Source organism: Vreelandella neptunia (genome assembly GCF_000712975.1).
GTDB lineage: Bacteria > Pseudomonadota > Gammaproteobacteria > Pseudomonadales > Halomonadaceae > Vreelandella > Vreelandella qaidamensis.
Window position 1 is genome coordinate 233,450 of sequence record NZ_JHQL01000003.1, and the last position, 16,679, is coordinate 250,128.

The window sequence follows — 16,679 nt, forward strand, 5'->3', positions numbered from 1 at the left end:
CTATGAATAACGTACTTAAGTATGGAGAGATAGCGAGATAGCGATTGTCATTAAGCGACGCTAGATGCACATAAAGCGTCGTTGTTAATTAAACGGAGTTAATGCGATGCATCCTGAGGACTACCAGAAGTACGATGCCACCGGTCTTGCTGAGCTGATTCGCCGTCGAGAGGTAAGCCAGTCAGAGGTGTTTGATGCAGCGGTGGCGGCAATTGAAACGCTTAATCCGTCTCTGCATGCAGTAGTGAGAACACGCTTCGACAAAGCTAAACACGAGTGTGACCAAGTGCTGGAAAGCGCGGTGTTTGCTGGAGTTCCAACGCTAAGTAAAGATTTATTAATGGCTCTAGCTGGCGAGCCGCTGGCGTTTGGCAGCGCCTCGCTGTCAGCGTGGTGCCCTAAAGAAGATTCACTGCTTATTCGGCGTGTGCGTGAGGCTGGGTTAGTGGTGATGGGGCAAACCGCAACGCCGGAGTTAGGGCTAATGGGGATTACGGAACCTAAGGCATTTCCCCACCCGCACAACCCGTGTCGTAAGGGTTATTCTCCTGGCGGCTCAAGCGGTGGTGCCGCAGCGGCGGTCGCCAGCGGGATGGTGCCTATTGCACTGGCAGGCGATGGCGGTGGTTCTATCCGCATTCCTGCCAGTTATTGTGGTTTGTTCGGTTTTAAACCTTCCCGTGGGCGGGTGCCGTTAGCGCCTGCCCACGGAGAAGTATGGCAGGGTGCGGTGATAGAGCATGCTATCACCCGAAGTGTGCGCGATAGTGCGGCGCTGTTAGAGCAGATCAACGGCATGGCACCTTCCGGCCCTTATCCAGTACCTCGTGAAACGGGATATGTGGCGGCGTTGTCATCTTCTGCTAAGCCACTGCGTATCGCCGTGTCGATGGGTAGTTTTTTGAGTCATGGCCTGGGTGCCCAGATAAGTGCAGATATAAAAATAGCCGTTGAAAAATCCGCCAAGGCGCTGACCGAGTTGGGACATGAGGTGGAGTGGTGTGACCCACCAGTGGATGGCGAAGCGTTGGCGGACAGCTATCTGACGCTGTATCTAGGCCATTTAGCCGCTGACCTTCAATGGGTAAGCCAGCAAACCGGCGTGCCGGTGCATCGGCTAGCGATTGAGCCTTCTACCCGCGCTATTGGTAGGCTGGGCGCTAAGCTTTCAGCGCGTGATTACGAGCTGGCTAAGCGCTATTGGCATACGGCCAGCGAGCAGATGAGCCGGTTTCACCAGCGCTATGATGCGTTGGTATTGCCGGTAGCGGCGGATACTGCCCCTGCGATAGGTGAGCTTTATCCTTCTGCCGCCCGTGAGCGGCTAATGTCGTTGTTGGCTGTTCCAGGTGTGCCATCACTGGCATTAAAAGCGGGCATGCTGAAGCGCTTAGCAGTGGATGCGCTTAGCCGCACGCCGTTTACCCAACTAGCGAACCTTACCGGGCAGCCTGCTATGTCAGTGCCTTTTCATGTGGCGGCAAATGGTCTACCGGTTGGTGTGCAAGTGGTGGGGCGCCTTGGTGAAGACAAACAGCTGCTACAGCTGGCGGCTGCCATGGAACAGCATGATGACTGGCAGTGTCAGGTGCGCCAAACATCCTCCCAGGCCCAGCCATCTTTATGAACGTAAGCGGCCAACACTTTTTGGTTTTCGCTGGAAAGATGTTTTTGTAACGTGCTTTGAGAGGCCGCAATACCAGACAACTGCTGATAGGTGTCAAGCTTAGGTAGTTCTGGCAGTTCCTTCACGGCGGTAATGAACGCGCTGTCTAGCGTTGCTATAAAACTCTCTATTATTTTTATGCTGGTAGTCAGCTGCTGCTGGGCGGTGCTGTCTATATCGTGGCAGCTTACCTTGGTGATGATTAGCGCTTGGTAAAGGCGTGTTAGCGCTAAAGCGAGTGACTTATTGCGTTCTGTAGCATGGTAGTAGTGAAGAATAGGGTAGGCGAGGTGTTGCTGGCCTAGCTTTCCGATAGAAGCTTGGAGCGATTGAAGCTGTTGACTGAGGCTTTGAAAGTTGCCGTTGTCATGGGTGGCTTCCAGAATTTGCCAGGGTGTTTCGCCTAGCGCACTGATAGTGAGCGCAATTTGCCGTTTTTCGGTTACATTGGCCACGATGTTCAGCATATAAGTGATGGTCAGTGTGAATAGAAAAAAGCCATTGGCCGCTGCTGCTATTGGCGCAATACGCCAGCTATTTGTGCCAGGCACGAAGTCACCATAGCCCAGTGTGGTAATGGTATAGCCTGCGTAGTAGAGCCTTTCGATAGCGTCTGCGGGTTGTTTTGTTTCTGCATTAACGACCGCTAGTGGCGAGGCAGAAAATAACAGCCACCAGCCCAGTAAAATAACTACTAGCCAAGTGACCATGAGGCCAACGGTCATCCATGGGCCCGTTGAGGCCAGCATTTTGTGATTTGAGCGACGTTGGTGGAGGTAAAGAAGCACTGCCCAAATTTGACTGATAAATCGATTAGTAAAGGGACCTGAACTGGATGCCGACAGCGTTGTTTTAATCGCATCGTAATTACCCAGTATGATAAGGCTGATGCCTAACAACCCGATTACTATATTTACTGTCGTAAGGTTTTCTATCATGAGAACCTCTCTTCCGTGATGGTGTCTCTCTTCCGTGATAACGACATGCTCTGGCTAATTAAAAGGTAACAACGCCTTGCCAATAACGCCAATAAGGCGCTGAAAAACGTGGAGAGGCCACGGTTTTTTTATCGCATGAAACTGGTTAGAACGCTGCCGATATACAGGGTAAACTAGCCGCCCTTTATCTGAAGCGCGGGCGGACATGCATTCAATCCCCACCTCAACAAGCTATGAGCTAACCCAGGCGGGTGACCGCTATTTCGACGGTTTGGTCGATAAGTTCTCGCGTTCGCTCTATCAAGCGCCCCGTGGCGAGCTGCGCCTAGCAATGCTTGATTATTTGCTGCCGCAAATGCTGCATTTAACCGAGCAGCCCGTGCTTGATGTGGGTGGTGGTTTAGGACAGCTCTCGGGGTGGTTTGCTGAGCGCGGACACGCGGTCACCATGGCCGAACCCTCTCAGGATATGCTAGCCCATGCCAGCGCGTGGCATGCAGAGCGAAGTGCTGCAGGCGCTTGGCCGGTAGAACAGCTTCGCTATCTTGCCGCGCCGCTTCAGTTGCTGCCGCAGCAAGCGCCTGGGCCTTGGCCGCTCATCACCTGTCACGCTGTGCTTGAGTGGCTAGGGGAGCCTGAGCAGGCTGTGCAAACGCTTGCAAGTCTGCTTGCCCCAGGTGGGCAGTTAAGTTTGATGGTGTTTAACCGCGATGCCTTACGTTTTTCTAATGTCGTTAAAGGCAACTTAAAAAAAGCGTTGAGCGATCAGTTGGAAGGCAAGGGTAAGCGCCAGCGCTTGACGCCGATTTCCCCGGTCACCCACGATGAAATGTGCCAGTGGGCAGTAAATAATGGCCTTGTCATGGAAGGCGTTGCCGGAATTCGAATTTTTCAAGATTATTTGCGCCATCCTTCCACGGAAGGGAGCGAGCAGGCAACGCTGCTGGCGCTTGAAAAGCAGTATTGTCGCCAAGACCCTCACTGGCGGCTAGGCCGCTATTTACTTTATACCTTCACTAAACCCGAGGCTGATGTATGAGCGCTCAACTGCCCGCTTGCCAACTTCTTGAACGTTTCTATGGTCAATCGGCTCATTTATGGCCCGTTGCACCGCCTGCTGATGGTTGGCTGCAAGCTCATTCAACAGCCATGATCAGTGGGGATGTAGCGCTGCGCGAGCAGTGGGCATCCAGTGGTAAATCCGCCGCTAGCCCGTTTGATGCTCCGTTTGTTGAGCAGGCTGGGCAGGTAGTGCTGTTCTGGCCGAAAGCCCATCAGCTGGGAATTTGGTGGTTGACATGGTTGTGCAATGTATTGCCAGAAAACACTCCGCTTGATGTGGTGGGTGAGCACCAAGGCGGCATCAAGCGCGTGCCAAAGATACTGAGCGAGCTGGGCATGCGCTGCGATAAGCTCGATAACGCGCGGCGTTGCTCACTGTTTGCCACGCGCACGATAGCGATGGAGCCGCCGGTTAACGCTTGGCAAACCTTTGAAGCGCTGGATTTAAAATTGGTTAGCCATCCTGGTGTCTTTGGTCACGGCAAGGTGGATGAGGGCACGCGTTTGATGCTCGAAAGCATCGAGACTAGCTTGTCCAAAAAGCCGCTCAACGTACTGGATGTGGGCTGTGGCGACGGCATTATCAGTGCTTGGTTAGCTCAGCGAGGCCACCAAGTCACCGCTGTGGATGTTAGCGCGTTTGCAGTAGAAGCGTGCCGCCGAACGTTAGCAGCCAACCAGTTGAGCGGACGGGTACTTGAGAGCGATGTTTATTCAGCGCTTGAGAATGAGCAGTTTGATCTGATCATCAGTAATCCGCCGTTTCACCAGGAGCGAGAGATCACCTATGGGCCAAGTCACCGTTTGATCAGCGAAGCCCCCGCGCATCTGCGGGCGGGCGGGCGCTTGGTGATTGTCGCGAATGGCTTCTTGCCTTATCCCGATCACCTGCAGCGGGTCTTTCAAGACTTTGAGGTTCTGGCAGATAATCGGCGCTTTAAAGTGTATCGGGCTGCTAAATAACGAGTGTAATCGCTTATTAGTTTGCGTCTATGATGCAAGGTAGCTAGCCGTGTTTCGGCTTCACGTGTGAAGGAGAGTGACATGTCAGCAAACGTTCGTACGACGGCCATTGTTGGTAGCGCCTTACTATTAGGCGGTTTGTTAGCGTTGGGACTGGTATGGGGCGGCAGTTACTTTAAAGGCGCAGCTGAAGTTTGGCAGCAAGCCTCACGCAGCGTCACTGTACGTGGTTTGGCCGAGCGCGAAGTAGCGGCGGATATGGTGTTATGGCCGCTGAACTATACCGTCAACGCTAATTCGCTTTCTGACTTGGAGCAGCAGCTTTCCAGCAACGAGCAGTTAGTTCGCCAGTTTCTGGAGTCCCGTGGTTTTGATATGGGCAACGTCAGCGTCACGCCACCGCGTATTACTGATCAATTTAGCAATATGTATGGTGGCGAGCGCCCAGATGAGCGCTATCGCGCTGAGGCCACATTGCTGCTACGTACTGATAATGTTAGTGGTGTGATAGAGGCGGTGCCCCAGGCCACAGCGTTGGTACGGCAAGGTGTGCTGTTATCGCCTAGCTATGAATACCGCACCGAGTTTTTGTTTACCGGACTAGACGCCATTAAGCCTGACATGATTGCCGAAGCGACGGCAGATGCACGCAACGCGGCTCAGCAGTTTGCAGAAGATTCTGGCAGTGGGGTAGGGGGAATACGCCAAGCGACCCAGGGCTACTTTTCTATTGAGGATCTAGATAGCTATACCCCCCATATCAAACGAATCAGAGTCGTCACCACGGTAGATTACGCGTTAGAAGGGTAGCCCAAACGCATTAACGTAGACGGTGGTTACATGCCCTGATAGCGAATTTCCGTGATAGTGTAGAACGTCTCGCCATTGGGTGTGAGCACGGTAATATCGTCGTCTACTTCTTTCCCCAGTAGCGCTTTGGCCATGGGGGCATCGATACTGATCCAGCGTTTTTTAGTGTCGATTTCGTCGTGGCCAACAATTCTAAGATGAACGTGCTCCCCATTTTGATCTTCCAAACTTACGTACGCGCCGAAAAAAACCTTGCTGGTATCAGCGGGCAGGCGATCAACAATTTGCAGTTCGTCCAACCGCTTGGTTAGGTAACCAATGCGCGCAATAACGCGGTTTAACTCTTTTTTATTATAAGTGTAATCGGCATTTTCACTGCGGTCGCCCTGGGCGGCGGCTTCACCGACTTTGGCCGAAATAGCAGGACGTTTAACCCGTGATAGGTGATCCAGAATAGCGCGCAAGCGAGCTGCGCCCTCTGCGGTGATCAGGTTGCTCTTAGGTTCTTGGCGCGGGTCTTTTGCTGGATCGCGCCAGCGCGTCATGTTGCGGCCTTTCATTGCGGTTTCCACCTCCATAAAGAGTACCAGCTTACGCTAATGAGAGTGTTGTTCACAAAGCTCATATTTATTGGCGATTCATTCAAACGTTCGTTACATTGTGTGGTGAGGGCTTTAAATCCCAAAACTAACCGTATTACTTGCTAGAAAAGCATAAAAATAAATCAGGAGCTCATTATGCATACAACGCCTTTTTCTCGCTTACTCATTGCTGCGGCGTTAGGCAGCGCGCTGGCGCTAGCCCCATTAAGCGTGTCGGCTTATGAAGGCGAGGTATTCTCACTAAAAAACCGCTGGGAACACACCGTCACTGAAATGCCTGCTAACGAGCGCGAGAGTACGTTGAAAGCGCTTGCTAGTGAGGCTGAGCAACTTGCTAGCCAACATTCTGATCAAGCGGACGTGCTGATTTGGCAAGGCATTATATTGGCGTCTTATGCCCGTGAACGTGGCGGGCTTGGTGCATTAGGCACTGCAGGCGATGCCCGCGATGTGTTGGAGCGGGCGATTGAGCTTGACCCACAGGGTGGCAATGGGTCGGCGTATGTCACACTTGGTGCGCTTTATGATCGTGCGCCAGGTAGGCCGTTAGGCTTTGGCAATAGCGATACCGCTGAGCGTATGTTTCAACGTGCGCTAGAGATCCGCCCAGACGGTATTGATGTGAACTATTACTACGCAGCGTTTTTGCAAGAAGAGGGCAATACCCAAGCGGCGCGAGAGCACGCCCAGCGCGCAGTAGAAGGAACGGCACGTGAAAGCCGTCAAGCCTCTGACGAAGCACTGCGCCGAGATGCTGAGAAACTTTTGAGTGAGTTGTAGTCCTTCCCTCCTCTAAGCCTTCCTCCCTTAAGGGTTGATAAGCGCGTTGGCATTCCCAGTGGTAAGCATTGATAATAGAACGATTGTTAACACTGGGAGTGCTTCATGGTCGCTAGCCCTAACGTATTAGCGCCCGACGCGTCAGCGCCGCCTCAGCTGGGCCGAGATGATGTCGAACTAATCCAACGTGATACCCTTTATCAGGGTTTTTTCCGCTTGGAAGCCTTAGAGCTGCGGCATCGTCTCTTCGAAGGTGGCTGGAGCGACACGATGCGTCGCGAGGTACATAACCGCTTTGACGCTGTTGGCGTGCTGCTTTACGACCCTGCTCGCGATGCGTTAGTACTTGTTGAACAGTTTCGTGCGGGTGCGATTGACGACCCACTTTCTCCTTGGAAGTTAGAGCTGGTGGCGGGACTGGCAGATAAAGACGAATCCCTTGAAGACGTTGCCCGCCGTGAAGCGTTGGAAGAGTCAGGCTGCCAGGTAGGCGCATTGACTAAATTGCATACCTATTACCCAAGCCCCGGCGCCTGTAACGAACGGGTGACCCTCTTTTGTGGTTTAGTCGATACCCAAGGTATGGGGGGAATTCATGGGCTGGATGATGAGCACGAAGATATTCGTGTTCATGTGGTAACTTTCCCGACGGCATGGGAACTCCTAGAGAAGGGAAGACTCGACAACGCCATGTGTTTGATTGGGCTGCATTGGCTGGCAAGCCAGCGAGCTTCGCTGCGTGCTGCCTCTCACCGTGCAGTGACTGCAAATGCGGACAGCCAACCGTGAAACTAAACACTGAAGCCAAGCGAATCTGAAAAGGAGTGAACATGGCCAGAACCGCCTATGTCACCGATTTAAAATCCCTGCAGGGCGAATGTAGCGCCAACTATATGCGCATGATTCGCTTGGTAGGCGATATGGAAAGCGGCCAGCAGCGCGATATCGCGCTGCATGGCGACGACCAGCATTTCGGCGATTTACATCTGAAAATTTTAGAGCAAGCGCCTTACACTACCATGGTGGAAGTAACTCAGAGCGGGCCGCTGGATGTGGTAATTGAAGGCCCCAGGATGCGTGTGCACCTTTACCATGATGTGCGCATGGCAGAAGTGACTGATTTTCAGCGTGAGCGCCACTTTAGTGGTCGCTACCGCTATCCGAATGCCAGAATGCACCAGCCAGACGAGAAACTGCAGCTTAATCGCTTTCTGGGTGAGTGGTTGGCCCATGGCTTAGCTCATGGCCATGCCTATGATATGCCGGAGCTACCCTGATGCGGTTGGTTCAAATTACCGATGCACACCTGCATGCCGATAAAACAGCTCGTTCACGAGCGGGCATTCCTTGGCGGCAGTTTGAATGTGTCCTGGATGCGGTCGTCGCTGAGCGGCCGGATATGGTCGTGTTTAGCGGTGATGTGAGCCAAGACGAAACGGCTGCCTCTTATGCATTGGCACGTCAGGCGATGAACTCGTTGCCATGTCCATGGGTGTGGATTCCTGGTAATCATGATCAGCTAGCATTGATGCAAGCAGAGCACCCGCTGGTGGACGAGGTTGATCTAACCCAGTGGCGTTTACTGCTTCTTGATACGCAGGTAGCAGGCCAGCCGTATGGCGAGCTAGGTGCCGAGCGCTTAGCCGCACTGGCGCAGCGTCTGGAAGAGGATGATCGCCCGACTTTGATTGTGATGCATCATCCGCCTGTGGATGTGGGCGCTGTATGGATGGATGCGATTGGTCTTCAGGACCGCGATGCATTTTGGCAGCTTTTAAGCCATTACCCTCAGGTTAAGATTATTTTGTTTGGTCATACCCACCAAGCCTATGCCCAGCAGCATAAGCTTGCGGATACCAAAATTAGTGTTTACGGCTGTCCTGCTATCGCTGACCAGTTCTTGCCCGGTGCTAAGCAGTTTGCAATTGACGAAGCGTCGCGGCCTGGCTATCGAGTTATTGACCTAAATGGCAGTGATTGGCACTCCTGGGTGGAACGCGTTGTTATCTAATGACACGTAGGTCATGATCCTTTTAGGCAATAAAGATATAAAAAGATAGTTATTAATTCTTTTGGGTTATTATCAGCTCGGCGTTACCCTACTCTCAAATAACCGCCTTTGGCAACGCTGCCGCTAGGCGGTAAATAGCGTTTGCACGTGCAAGCACCGTTTTGTGAGGGAGTAGGTAATGAACCAGTTTTCTGCGCCGTCGGCGTCCCAGCATGAGGTGCCTATTGCACCTGATGCGGCACGTTTGACCCACCTAAAGCAGCTAGAAGCTGAATCCATCCATATCATCCGGGAAGTGGCCGCTGAGTTTAGTAACCCGGTAATGATGTACTCCATCGGTAAAGACTCTTCGGTGATGCTACATCTGGCGCGTAAGGCTTTCTATCCAGGTACACCGCCATTCCCATTGATGCATGTGGACACCACCTGGAAGTTTCGTGAAATGATCGCGTTCCGTAACCGCATGGCAGAAGAAGCGGGGATGGAGCTGATTGTGCATACCAATGAAGAGGGGCGGGCCGCCAATATCAACCCCTTCGACCATGGTAGTGCCAAATATACCGACATCATGAAAACCCAGGCGCTTAAGCAAGCGTTAGATAAGTATGGTTTCGATGCTGCCTTTGGTGGCGCGCGGCGTGATGAGGAAGCCTCACGGGCTAAAGAGCGTGTGTACTCTTTCCGAGATAAATACCATCGCTGGGACCCAAAGAGCCAGCGTCCTGAGCTTTGGAATGTGTATAACGCCAACGTTAATAAGGGCGAGTCAATTCGCGTTTTCCCGCTGTCGAATTGGACAGAGCTGGATATCTGGCAGTACATCTATCTTGAGTCGATTCCGATTGTGCCGCTTTACTACGCCGCCAAGCGTCCTGTGGTTGAGCGTGATGGCATGCAGGTTATGGTTGATGATGACCGCTTGCCCTTGGCGCCAGGTGAAGTGCCTGAAGAGAAGTTTGTGCGCTTCAGAACGCTGGGCTGTTACCCACTGACCGGCGCGGTGGAATCAACGGCTGCCACGCTGCCTGAGATTATTCAAGAGATGCTGTTGACCAAAACCAGCGAACGTAGTGGCCGTGCGATCGATCGCGACCAGGTCGGTTCAATGGAGAAGAAAAAGCGCGAAGGCTATTTTTAAGGAGTAGGTCTAATGGCTCATCAATCTAATTTAATTGCTGACAATATCGAGCAGTACCTTCACGAGCACGAAAACAAAGACCTGCTGCGTTTTATCACTTGTGGCAGTGTTGACGACGGAAAGTCCACGCTGATCGGACGCCTGCTGCACGATTCTAAAATGATCTTTGAAGATCAACTGGCGGCAATTACCCAAGCGTCTAAAACCAGTGGCACTACCGGTGATACGGTTGATTTGGCGCTGTTGGTGGATGGCTTGCAGTCAGAGCGAGAGCAGGGCATTACTATTGATGTGGCGTACCGCTTCTTCTCTACGGAAAAGCGTAAATTCATCATTGCGGATACCCCTGGGCACGAGCAGTACACCCGCAATATGGCCACAGGCGCTTCAACGGCCAGCTTGGCGATTATCTTGATTGATGCCCGTTATGGGGTGCAGACTCAAACCCGTCGCCATAGCTTTATCGCCGATTTGCTAGGCATTCAGCACTTGGTGATTGCGGTTAACAAGATGGACTTGGTGGACTTCTCCGAGCAGCGCTTCAATGAGATTGTGGATGAATACCGCGCCTTTGCCACCAACCTAAGTGCACCGGATATTCGCTTTGTACCAATGTCAGCACTAAACGGCGACAACGTGGTTAACCCAAGTGAGCAGTCACCATGGTATTTCGGTGCGGGTTACGAGGGCAAAACGCTGATTGAGCTGTTGGAAAGTGTCGAAATCAGTCGTGACCAAAACCTCACTGATTTACGTTTGCCGGTTCAGTACGTTAATCGTCCGAATCTGGATTTTCGTGGTTACTGCGGCACCTTGGCGGCAGGCGTTTTGCATCCAGGCCAGGAAGTGAAAGTGCTACCATCGGGTAAAACGTCACGGGTTGCCCGAGTGGTGACGTTTGATGGCGACTTAAGCGCTGCTTACCCAGGTCAGGCAATTACCGTTACCCTGGAAGATGAGATTGATATTTCCCGCGGTGATTGGATTGTTAGTGCAGACGCTGACTTACCACTTTCTAATGCATTTATAGCGGATATCGTATGGATGCATGAAGATGCTCTAACACCGGGCAAGCTTTATGACTTTAAGCTCGCCACCCGCGATCTGTCGGGTCAGGTAAGTGGTATTGAGTACCAAATTGACGTCAATACGCTCGAAAGACATGCCACGGATTCACTGGGCTTAAATGCGATTGCGCGCTGTGAGGTAGAGTTAACGGCGGCAATTCCCGTGGATGACTATCGCACAAGCCCTGGTACCGGCAGCTTTATCATCATCGACAGGCTGACCAACGTAACGGTTGGCGCTGGCATGATTCGCGGAACAGCCGATGCCCGCGAGCAGGTGAGTGGCGCTACTACCGATTGGGCTGCCTTTGAGCGTGATTTGAACGCGCTAGTGCGTAAGCATTTTCCCCACTGGGAAGCGAAGGATGTGCGCGACTTGCTGCGCTAGCAGGGAGTGTTAGCAAATACGTTATTTGACGTTAAAAATCGGCCTGAGTCATTGTGACCCAGGCCGATTTTACGTAAGGAGCAGCGCTACTGTGTGTTAGACGAAGACTGCGCGTTAGGGAAAAACAACTGTTGGCCGTTGACGTCAAAATCGGCAATCGCTTGCTGTCCTTCTTCTGACACCAGCCACTGGTGCCACTGAGCCGCTAAATCGTGTTTCAAGTGCGGGTGTTGCTGTTCAGAAAGTAGCAGGCTGCCGTACTGATTAAATAGCGCATTGTCGCCTTCAAATAACAGGGTTAAGTCTTGTGGGTTTTCAAACGCCACCCAAGTTGCACGGTCAGTGAATGTGTAGGCATTCATGCCTGCAGCGGTGTTTAGGGTTGGCCCCATGCCGCTACCTAACTCGCGATACCATTCACCTTGAGGGGTCACCTCTGCATCTTCCCATAAGCGCAGTTCGGCACGGTGGGTGCCGCTGTCATCTCCTCGGGATGCAAAGGGCGATTCGCTTTCCGCGATACGTGCAAACGCCTCGGCGACGTTGGCACTACTGCTAATGTCTGCAGGGTCATCGCTGGGCCCGACAATCACAAAGTCGTTATACATGACGTCCAGGCGCTCGCTGGCGTAGCCATCGGCGACAAATTGCTCTTCGCCCGCCGTGTCATGTACCAGTAGGCTATCGGCATCGCCTCGGCGGGCAATCTCAAACGCTTGCCCTGTTCCTACAGCGACCACACGCACATCAATACCCGTGGCATCGGTGAAGGTAGGAATAATCGCGTCAAATAGCCCTGAGTTTTCAGTGGAGGTGGTTGACGCTAAGGTGATGAAATCATCGTTAGCAAGCAGTGAGGCACTCCACGAGAGGCCTACTAATCCTGAGGTTAATAAGCTAGCGGTAGCCAACGTTGTGTTTTTTTTCATAGGGTTGCTCCTGGGGTTACCAAACAAGTTCTCCGCGAATAAAGGCGCCCGCTTGTGTGGAAGCTGGCGTGTCAAAAAAGTGTTGGGCCTGTGTGTGCTCTAGTACTTGACCGCTATACATAAACACCACCTCATCAGCCAAGCGGCGGGCTTGATGCAGATCGTGGGTCGTCATAATGATGCGGGTGCCGTTCTGGTGAAATTCATTCACCGCATCTTCAACCGCTTTGATAGCGGCAGGGTCTAAGGCCGCGGTAGGCTCATCTAAAAACAGCACGGCAGGATTGAGTAGCCAAGCACGAGCAAGCGTAAGACGCTGCTGTTCGCCGCCGGAGAGCACTCGGGCAGGACGCTTAGCAAGCGCGACTAAGCCAAACTTTTCAAGCGCCTGATGTGCCATAGATTTGCGCTGTCGTCGTGGCACGCCCCTCACCGCCAGGGCGTAGGTTAAGTTATCGATTGCCGAGCGACGCAGTAGCACTGGGCGCTGAAAGACCATGGCTTGGGTAGGCCGCGCTCCTTGCCAGTGAATATTGCCACTGCTGGGAGTGAGCAGGCCGTGAGCTAAACGCATCATTAAGCTTTTTCCCGCGCCGTTGGGGCCCATAATCAGTGTGCGCTGGCAGCCCGAGAGTGTCAGCGTGGTGGGTGCAAGGAGCCGATGGCCGCGATGTTCAAAGCTAACCTGTTCAAAATGCAGCGCTGGCACAGTGGTCATTGAAGACGGCTGGAAACTAGGAGGCGGGAAAATAGACGCGTTCATCCTAACCGCCTCTTAGCCGTTTCACTGACCATGTGAGCTAACGCATTAATCAGAGTGACAAGGCTAAGCAGCACAATGCCGAGGCCAAGCGCGAGTGGCAGATTGCCTTTGCTGGTTTCCAACACAATGCTGGTGGTCATGACACGGGTGATGCCATCGATATTGCCACCGACAATCATCACCGCACCGACTTCAGCGCTAGCGCGGCCAAAGCCTGCGAGTATTACGGTTAATAACCCAAAGCGTGCGTCCCACAGCAGGGTAGGCATCATTCGTAGCTGACTAAGCCCCAGAGAGCGCAGCTGTTCGGCGTACTCGTTATGCAGCGTTTCCACCTGCTGGCGAGTCAGTGCGGCAATAATCGGGAAGACTAAAATGACTTGTGCAATCACCATGGCCGTTGGCGTAAACAGCAGCCCAAACGGACCTAGCGGCCCCGCGCGGGAAAGCAGCAGATAGACACATAGCCCAGCAACTACAGGGGGCAGGCCCATAAGTGCATTAAGCAGCACAATCAATGCATTGCGGCCAGGGAAGCGCCACAGGGCGAGTGCAGCGCCAAATGGAAGCGCCAGTAGGCTGGCGATTAACACCGCGATCAGTGATACCTGCAGCGACAGTATCACAATAGTGATGAGGCTCTGATCCATTCCTAGAATCAGCGCAAACGCTGTAGAAAAAGGGTTGTCACTTGCAGGCATAATGTCTTACACCATCGTTTTTATTATTCAACATCGTTTTTAACAACCGACACATGTACTCAATCACATTAGGTGCGTTAGCTGACATCATGTACGCAAACTTGTTGTAATGCACTTAAGCCTGAAATATATGCATCTACATGCAGTAAACTGCGAGGGGCATGAATATGTTAAGGGAATTTCTCACCACGGCAGAGGTCGCCGACTACCTGCGTTTAAAAGAGCGCAAGGTGTACGATTTGGTGCGCCAGGGCCAGATACCTTGCAGTCGTGCTACCGGAAAATTGCTCTTTCCTCGCCAGCATATCGATATGTGGGTGCTCAACCATTTAGAAGGTGATCAAGCGTTGCGTTCACCGCTGCCGCTAATATTAGCGGGTAGCCAAGATCCACTGCTGGAGTGGGCGGTTCGCGAAAGCGGTAGTGACTTGGCGTCACTTTGCCACGGCAGTGGTGATGGCCTGCACCGCTTGATGGAAGGAAAAGCGATGCTGGCGGGCATTCACTTGCTCAACTTTGAAACTGGGCGCTATAACGAGCCAGCGGCACTAGGGCTGGGTGGTGTTCGAGACTTAATCGTGCTGCATTGGGCGAAGCGCCAGCAAGGATTGCTAGTGGCGCAGGGAAACCCGCTAAGTATTCAAACGCTTAAGGATGTTGCTCGGCAAAAGGTTACGCTTGCCCACCGTCAGCCTGGTGCAGGTGCGGCTCAGTTACTGCGCTGTCTGCTACGGCGTGCAGCGATTGAACCGGATACACTAAATTTGGCAGCTAATGTTTCGTTGAGCGAAGATGATTTGGCCCTTTCCATTGCCCAAGGTGAAGCGGATGTTGGGCTTGGGGTTGAAGCAGCAGCCCATCGTCAACACCTACACTTTATACCGCTAATTGAAGAATCATTTGATTTAGTAATGCATCGGCGAAGTTACTTTGAACCAGCGTTTCAAGCACTTATTTCGTTTACTCGCGAGCAGCGCTTTGTTGATCGAGCAGACGCTTTACAAGGCTATAACGTGAGTGGCTTGGGAGAAGTGTTGTATAACGCCTAAGTGCCCAGCTACTACCTTGTTTAGCTGCTTTCGCTTGACGATTGTATAAGATGCGCCACACTAAACAGATGCTGTAGATGTATTTATCATCACGAAAAGGAGAGCATGATGAAACAAGCACTAAATGGCAAACGAGTGGCTATTTTGGCTACTAATGGGTTTGAGGAGTCTGAGTTAAGTGTGCCTCGCGCTGCCTTACAAAAAGAGGGTGTTGAGGTACATGTTGTTTCTGTTGACGGTAAAGCTATTCGAGCTTGGGCAGAAACAGACTGGGGCGATACGTATGAAGCTGACACATCATTAGCTGACGCCAACGAATCTAACTACCATGCGTTGGTACTTCCCGGCGGTTTATTTAATCCTGATGAGCTTAGGCTTAATGAAGATGCGCTTGCCTTTGTTAAAGCTTTCTTTCAAGCGGGCAAACCAGTGGCTGCAATTTGTCACGCCCCCTGGATATTAATTAACGCAGAGTTAGTAAAAGGTCGCAAAATGACCTCTGTACCTAGCGTAGCCCAAGATTTGCGCAATGCTGGTGCTAATTGGGTTGACGAATCTGTCGTTGTGGATAGCGGGTTAGTCACTAGCCGGACACCAAAAGATCTAGATGCGTTCAACGCTAAACTGCTGGAAGAGCTGCAGGAAGGTCGTCATTCAGGTCAGCACGCTTAATGGCGTGGTATCACCAGTGGGCAAGCTTTGCCAAAAGGCTTGCCCACGTTATTGCAAAACCGATGAAGCGGGACAGTGGGCATGGGGGGATGATGGTGCATCCTTACCGTGGCTACGGCTCCCAGCAAGAAGTGTTTGTGATGGGACGTGTGTTTCGCCAGGCCGCGCTAGGCCGTGCGATACCACGTCGAGGTATGTTGCGAGACACCGCCGATGTTGCTCGGCGTATCTTTCGACGCGGCCTTGCCAATGCCAAAGTAGACATACGCATTGGTGAAAATCAGCTGTGTTTAACCACGGACCGCGATGGCTATTTTGATGCCCACTTACCGATTAGCACCGCCTTGCCGGTCGATATTTCCTGGCATCGCGCCGATATCATGGTTCATGCAGACGGCCATTCACCCATCCGAACTAGTGTTGAAGTTTACGTCCCGCCTCCCGAAGCAGATCTGCTGGTTATCAGTGATATTGATGATACCGTCATGTTTACCGGTGTCGCTGAAAAACTCAAAATGCTGTACCGCTTGTTTGTCCGTAAACCTCATCGTCGCACGGCTTTCCCCGGGGTGGCATCGCTTTATCAGGCGCTGTATCGAGGGCAAACAGAGAAAGCTGAACGCCCTATTTTGTATGTTTCCCGAGGACCCTGGGCTATCTATGAGATGCTGGAAACCTTCTTTCAGCTTAACCGTATTCCTGTGGGGCCTATTCTATTCCTACGCGAGTGGGGGATTTCTCTGCGCCGCCCCTGGCCACGGCGGGCGGAAGCTCACAAGCGCGATTTAATCGATCGCATGTTAGCGCTCTATCACGATATGCCGTGTATTTTGATTGGCGACAGCGGCCAGCACGACCCGGAGGTTTATACTGAGGTGGTAAAAGCCTATCCCACGCGAATAAAAGCTATCTATATTCGCCGAGTTGATAAAGATCCTAAACGGGAGCAGGCAATTCAGCGCTTACGCGCTGAACTTGCCCATACCGACTGTGAACTAGTGCTTGCCGCTGACAGCATTTTGATTGCTGAGCATGCCCACGCTAAGGGTGACATTTCTGCCAGAGGGTTGCAGGCCGTGCAGCGGGATGTAGAAGCGCATCACAATGAACCCGAGTAGTTAGCTCAATGTGAGTGCGACT

The 16,679-nt window shown here is 52.4% G+C and carries 18 protein-coding genes; 13 read left to right on the forward strand and 5 right to left on the reverse strand.

Going from position 1 to position 16,679, the window contains the following annotated elements; all coding sequences use genetic code 11:
- The first annotated feature begins 106 nt into the window (after positions 1 to 106).
- On the forward strand, positions 107 to 1,627 hold the full coding sequence (locus CR46_RS0109100) for an amidase (protein WP_035536512.1): 1,521 nt from the start codon (positions 107 to 109) through the stop codon (positions 1,625 to 1,627).
- Here CR46_RS0109100 and CR46_RS0109105 read toward each other — a convergent pair.
- Positions 1,585 to 2,391 (reverse strand): potassium channel family protein, encoded by an 807-nt coding sequence (locus CR46_RS0109105; protein WP_232222366.1) that lies wholly within the window; start codon positions 2,389 to 2,391, stop codon positions 1,585 to 1,587. The genes CR46_RS0109100 and CR46_RS0109105 overlap by 43 nt on opposite strands.
- A 418-nt stretch (positions 2,392 to 2,809) precedes the next feature.
- Here CR46_RS0109105 and CR46_RS0109115 point away from each other — a divergent pair, with 418 nt between their 5' ends.
- The 3 genes from CR46_RS0109115 to CR46_RS0109125 all read left to right on the forward strand — a co-directional run bounded on the left by CR46_RS0109115 (position 2,810) and on the right by CR46_RS0109125 (position 5,439).
- On the forward strand, positions 2,810 to 3,643 hold the full coding sequence (locus tag CR46_RS0109115; RefSeq protein ID WP_030072105.1) for a methyltransferase domain-containing protein: 834 nt from the start codon (positions 2,810 to 2,812) through the stop codon (positions 3,641 to 3,643).
- A complete protein-coding gene (locus CR46_RS0109120) occupies positions 3,640 to 4,629 on the forward strand; it encodes a methyltransferase (RefSeq protein ID WP_030072106.1) in 990 nt (329 codons plus the stop codon). Before CR46_RS0109115 ends, CR46_RS0109120 begins: the two co-directional genes overlap by 4 nt.
- A gap of 81 nt (positions 4,630 to 4,710) precedes the next feature.
- Positions 4,711 to 5,439: an SIMPL domain-containing protein gene (locus CR46_RS0109125; protein ID WP_030072109.1), complete on the forward strand. Its 729-nt coding sequence runs from the start codon at positions 4,711 to 4,713 to the stop codon at positions 5,437 to 5,439.
- 26 nt (positions 5,440 to 5,465) lie between these two features.
- Here CR46_RS0109125 and greB read toward each other — a convergent pair whose 3' ends face one another.
- Positions 5,466 to 5,999, reverse strand: a complete 534-nt coding sequence (gene greB / locus CR46_RS0109130; protein WP_084180465.1) for a transcription elongation factor GreB — start codon at positions 5,997 to 5,999, stop codon at positions 5,466 to 5,468.
- 177 nt (positions 6,000 to 6,176) lie between these two features.
- Between greB and CR46_RS0109135 the strand changes: the two genes are divergently transcribed.
- The 6 genes from CR46_RS0109135 (at position 6,177) to cysN (ending at position 11,425) form a co-directional block, all read left to right on the forward strand.
- Complete coding sequence (locus tag CR46_RS0109135) at positions 6,177 to 6,821, forward strand: TRAP transporter TatT component family protein (RefSeq protein ID WP_030072111.1); 645 nt, start codon at positions 6,177 to 6,179, stop codon at positions 6,819 to 6,821.
- 105 nt (positions 6,822 to 6,926) lie between these two features.
- Positions 6,927 to 7,610, forward strand: a complete 684-nt coding sequence (locus tag CR46_RS0109140; protein ID WP_030072113.1) for an NUDIX domain-containing protein — start codon at positions 6,927 to 6,929, stop codon at positions 7,608 to 7,610.
- 41 nt (positions 7,611 to 7,651) lie between these two features.
- Complete coding sequence (locus tag CR46_RS0109145; protein WP_030072115.1) at positions 7,652 to 8,098, forward strand: DUF1249 domain-containing protein; 447 nt, start codon at positions 7,652 to 7,654, stop codon at positions 8,096 to 8,098.
- Complete coding sequence (locus tag CR46_RS0109150) at positions 8,098 to 8,832, forward strand: phosphodiesterase (protein ID WP_030072116.1); 735 nt, start codon at positions 8,098 to 8,100, stop codon at positions 8,830 to 8,832. Before CR46_RS0109145 ends, CR46_RS0109150 begins: the two co-directional genes overlap by 1 nt.
- Positions 8,833 to 9,010: 178 nt before the next feature.
- Positions 9,011 to 9,970 carry a sulfate adenylyltransferase subunit CysD gene (gene cysD / locus CR46_RS0109155; protein ID WP_030072118.1) on the forward strand — a complete coding sequence of 320 codons (960 nt, stop codon included), beginning with the start codon at positions 9,011 to 9,013 and terminating at the stop codon, positions 9,968 to 9,970.
- 12 nt (positions 9,971 to 9,982) lie between these two features.
- On the forward strand, positions 9,983 to 11,425 hold the full coding sequence (gene cysN, locus CR46_RS0109160; RefSeq protein ID WP_030072120.1) for a sulfate adenylyltransferase subunit CysN: 1,443 nt from the start codon (positions 9,983 to 9,985) through the stop codon (positions 11,423 to 11,425).
- A gap of 86 nt (positions 11,426 to 11,511) precedes the next feature.
- Here the strand turns inward: cysN and CR46_RS0109165 are convergent, their stop codons facing one another.
- From CR46_RS0109165 to CR46_RS0109175, 3 genes are read right to left on the reverse strand one after another with little or no spacing between them, the layout of a single operon-like run.
- Positions 11,512 to 12,354 carry an ABC transporter substrate-binding protein gene (locus tag CR46_RS0109165; RefSeq protein WP_030072123.1) on the reverse strand — a complete coding sequence of 281 codons (843 nt, stop codon included), beginning with the start codon at positions 12,352 to 12,354 and terminating at the stop codon, positions 11,512 to 11,514.
- Positions 12,355 to 12,370: 16 nt separating this feature from the next.
- Positions 12,371 to 13,117, reverse strand: coding sequence for an ATP-binding cassette domain-containing protein (locus CR46_RS0109170; protein ID WP_030072125.1), 747 nt, complete (start codon positions 13,115 to 13,117; stop codon positions 12,371 to 12,373).
- Positions 13,114 to 13,818 (reverse strand): ABC transporter permease, encoded by a 705-nt coding sequence (locus CR46_RS0109175; RefSeq protein WP_030072127.1) that lies wholly within the window; start codon positions 13,816 to 13,818, stop codon positions 13,114 to 13,116. The genes CR46_RS0109170 and CR46_RS0109175 overlap by 4 nt, the downstream gene beginning before the upstream one ends.
- A 167-nt stretch (positions 13,819 to 13,985) precedes the next feature.
- On the opposite strand from CR46_RS0109175, the gene CR46_RS0109180 reads away from it, so the two are divergent.
- From CR46_RS0109180 to CR46_RS0109190, 3 genes are all read left to right on the forward strand, one after another.
- Positions 13,986 to 14,867 (forward strand): helix-turn-helix transcriptional regulator, encoded by an 882-nt coding sequence (locus CR46_RS0109180; protein ID WP_030072129.1) that lies wholly within the window; start codon positions 13,986 to 13,988, stop codon positions 14,865 to 14,867.
- A 108-nt stretch (positions 14,868 to 14,975) separates the two neighbouring features.
- On the forward strand, positions 14,976 to 15,539 hold the full coding sequence (locus CR46_RS0109185; protein WP_030072131.1) for a type 1 glutamine amidotransferase domain-containing protein: 564 nt from the start codon (positions 14,976 to 14,978) through the stop codon (positions 15,537 to 15,539).
- Entirely contained in the window at positions 15,539 to 16,657 is a 1,119-nt protein-coding gene (locus CR46_RS0109190) for an App1 family protein (RefSeq protein WP_030072134.1), read from the forward strand. Before CR46_RS0109185 ends, CR46_RS0109190 begins: the two co-directional genes overlap by 1 nt.
- Positions 16,658 to 16,679: the final 22 nt, after the last annotated feature.

Bases quoted from the DNA above. Each gene is read 5' to 3' on its own strand.
- CR46_RS0109180 (WP_030072129.1), top strand. From the start codon at position 13,986: ATGTTAAGGGAATTTCTCACCACGGCAGAGGTCGCCGACTACCTGCGT.
- CR46_RS0109175 (WP_030072127.1), bottom strand. From the start codon at position 13,818: ATGCCTGCAAGTGACAACCCTTTTTCTACAGCGTTTGCGCTGATTCTA.
- CR46_RS0109105 (WP_232222366.1), bottom strand. From the start codon at position 2,391: ATGACCGTTGGCCTCATGGTCACTTGGCTAGTAGTTATTTTACTGGGC.
- CR46_RS0109140 (WP_030072113.1), top strand. From the start codon at position 6,927: ATGGTCGCTAGCCCTAACGTATTAGCGCCCGACGCGTCAGCGCCGCCT.
- CR46_RS0109100 (WP_035536512.1), top strand. From the start codon at position 107: ATGCATCCTGAGGACTACCAGAAGTACGATGCCACCGGTCTTGCTGAG.
- CR46_RS0109150 (WP_030072116.1), top strand. From the start codon at position 8,098: ATGCGGTTGGTTCAAATTACCGATGCACACCTGCATGCCGATAAAACA.
- CR46_RS0109135 (WP_030072111.1), top strand. From the start codon at position 6,177: ATGCATACAACGCCTTTTTCTCGCTTACTCATTGCTGCGGCGTTAGGC.
- CR46_RS0109185 (WP_030072131.1), top strand. From the start codon at position 14,976: ATGAAACAAGCACTAAATGGCAAACGAGTGGCTATTTTGGCTACTAAT.
- CR46_RS0109115 (WP_030072105.1), top strand. From the start codon at position 2,810: ATGCATTCAATCCCCACCTCAACAAGCTATGAGCTAACCCAGGCGGGT.
- CR46_RS0109145 (WP_030072115.1), top strand. From the start codon at position 7,652: ATGGCCAGAACCGCCTATGTCACCGATTTAAAATCCCTGCAGGGCGAA.
- CR46_RS0109190 (WP_030072134.1), top strand. From the start codon at position 15,539: ATGGCGTGGTATCACCAGTGGGCAAGCTTTGCCAAAAGGCTTGCCCAC.
- CR46_RS0109125 (WP_030072109.1), top strand. From the start codon at position 4,711: ATGTCAGCAAACGTTCGTACGACGGCCATTGTTGGTAGCGCCTTACTA.
- CR46_RS0109170 (WP_030072125.1), bottom strand. From the start codon at position 13,117: ATGAACGCGTCTATTTTCCCGCCTCCTAGTTTCCAGCCGTCTTCAATG.
- CR46_RS0109165 (WP_030072123.1), bottom strand. From the start codon at position 12,354: ATGAAAAAAAACACAACGTTGGCTACCGCTAGCTTATTAACCTCAGGA.
- cysN (WP_030072120.1), top strand. From the start codon at position 9,983: ATGGCTCATCAATCTAATTTAATTGCTGACAATATCGAGCAGTACCTT.
- greB (WP_084180465.1), bottom strand. From the start codon at position 5,999: ATGAAAGGCCGCAACATGACGCGCTGGCGCGATCCAGCAAAAGACCCG.
- CR46_RS0109120 (WP_030072106.1), top strand. From the start codon at position 3,640: ATGAGCGCTCAACTGCCCGCTTGCCAACTTCTTGAACGTTTCTATGGT.
- cysD (WP_030072118.1), top strand. From the start codon at position 9,011: ATGAACCAGTTTTCTGCGCCGTCGGCGTCCCAGCATGAGGTGCCTATT.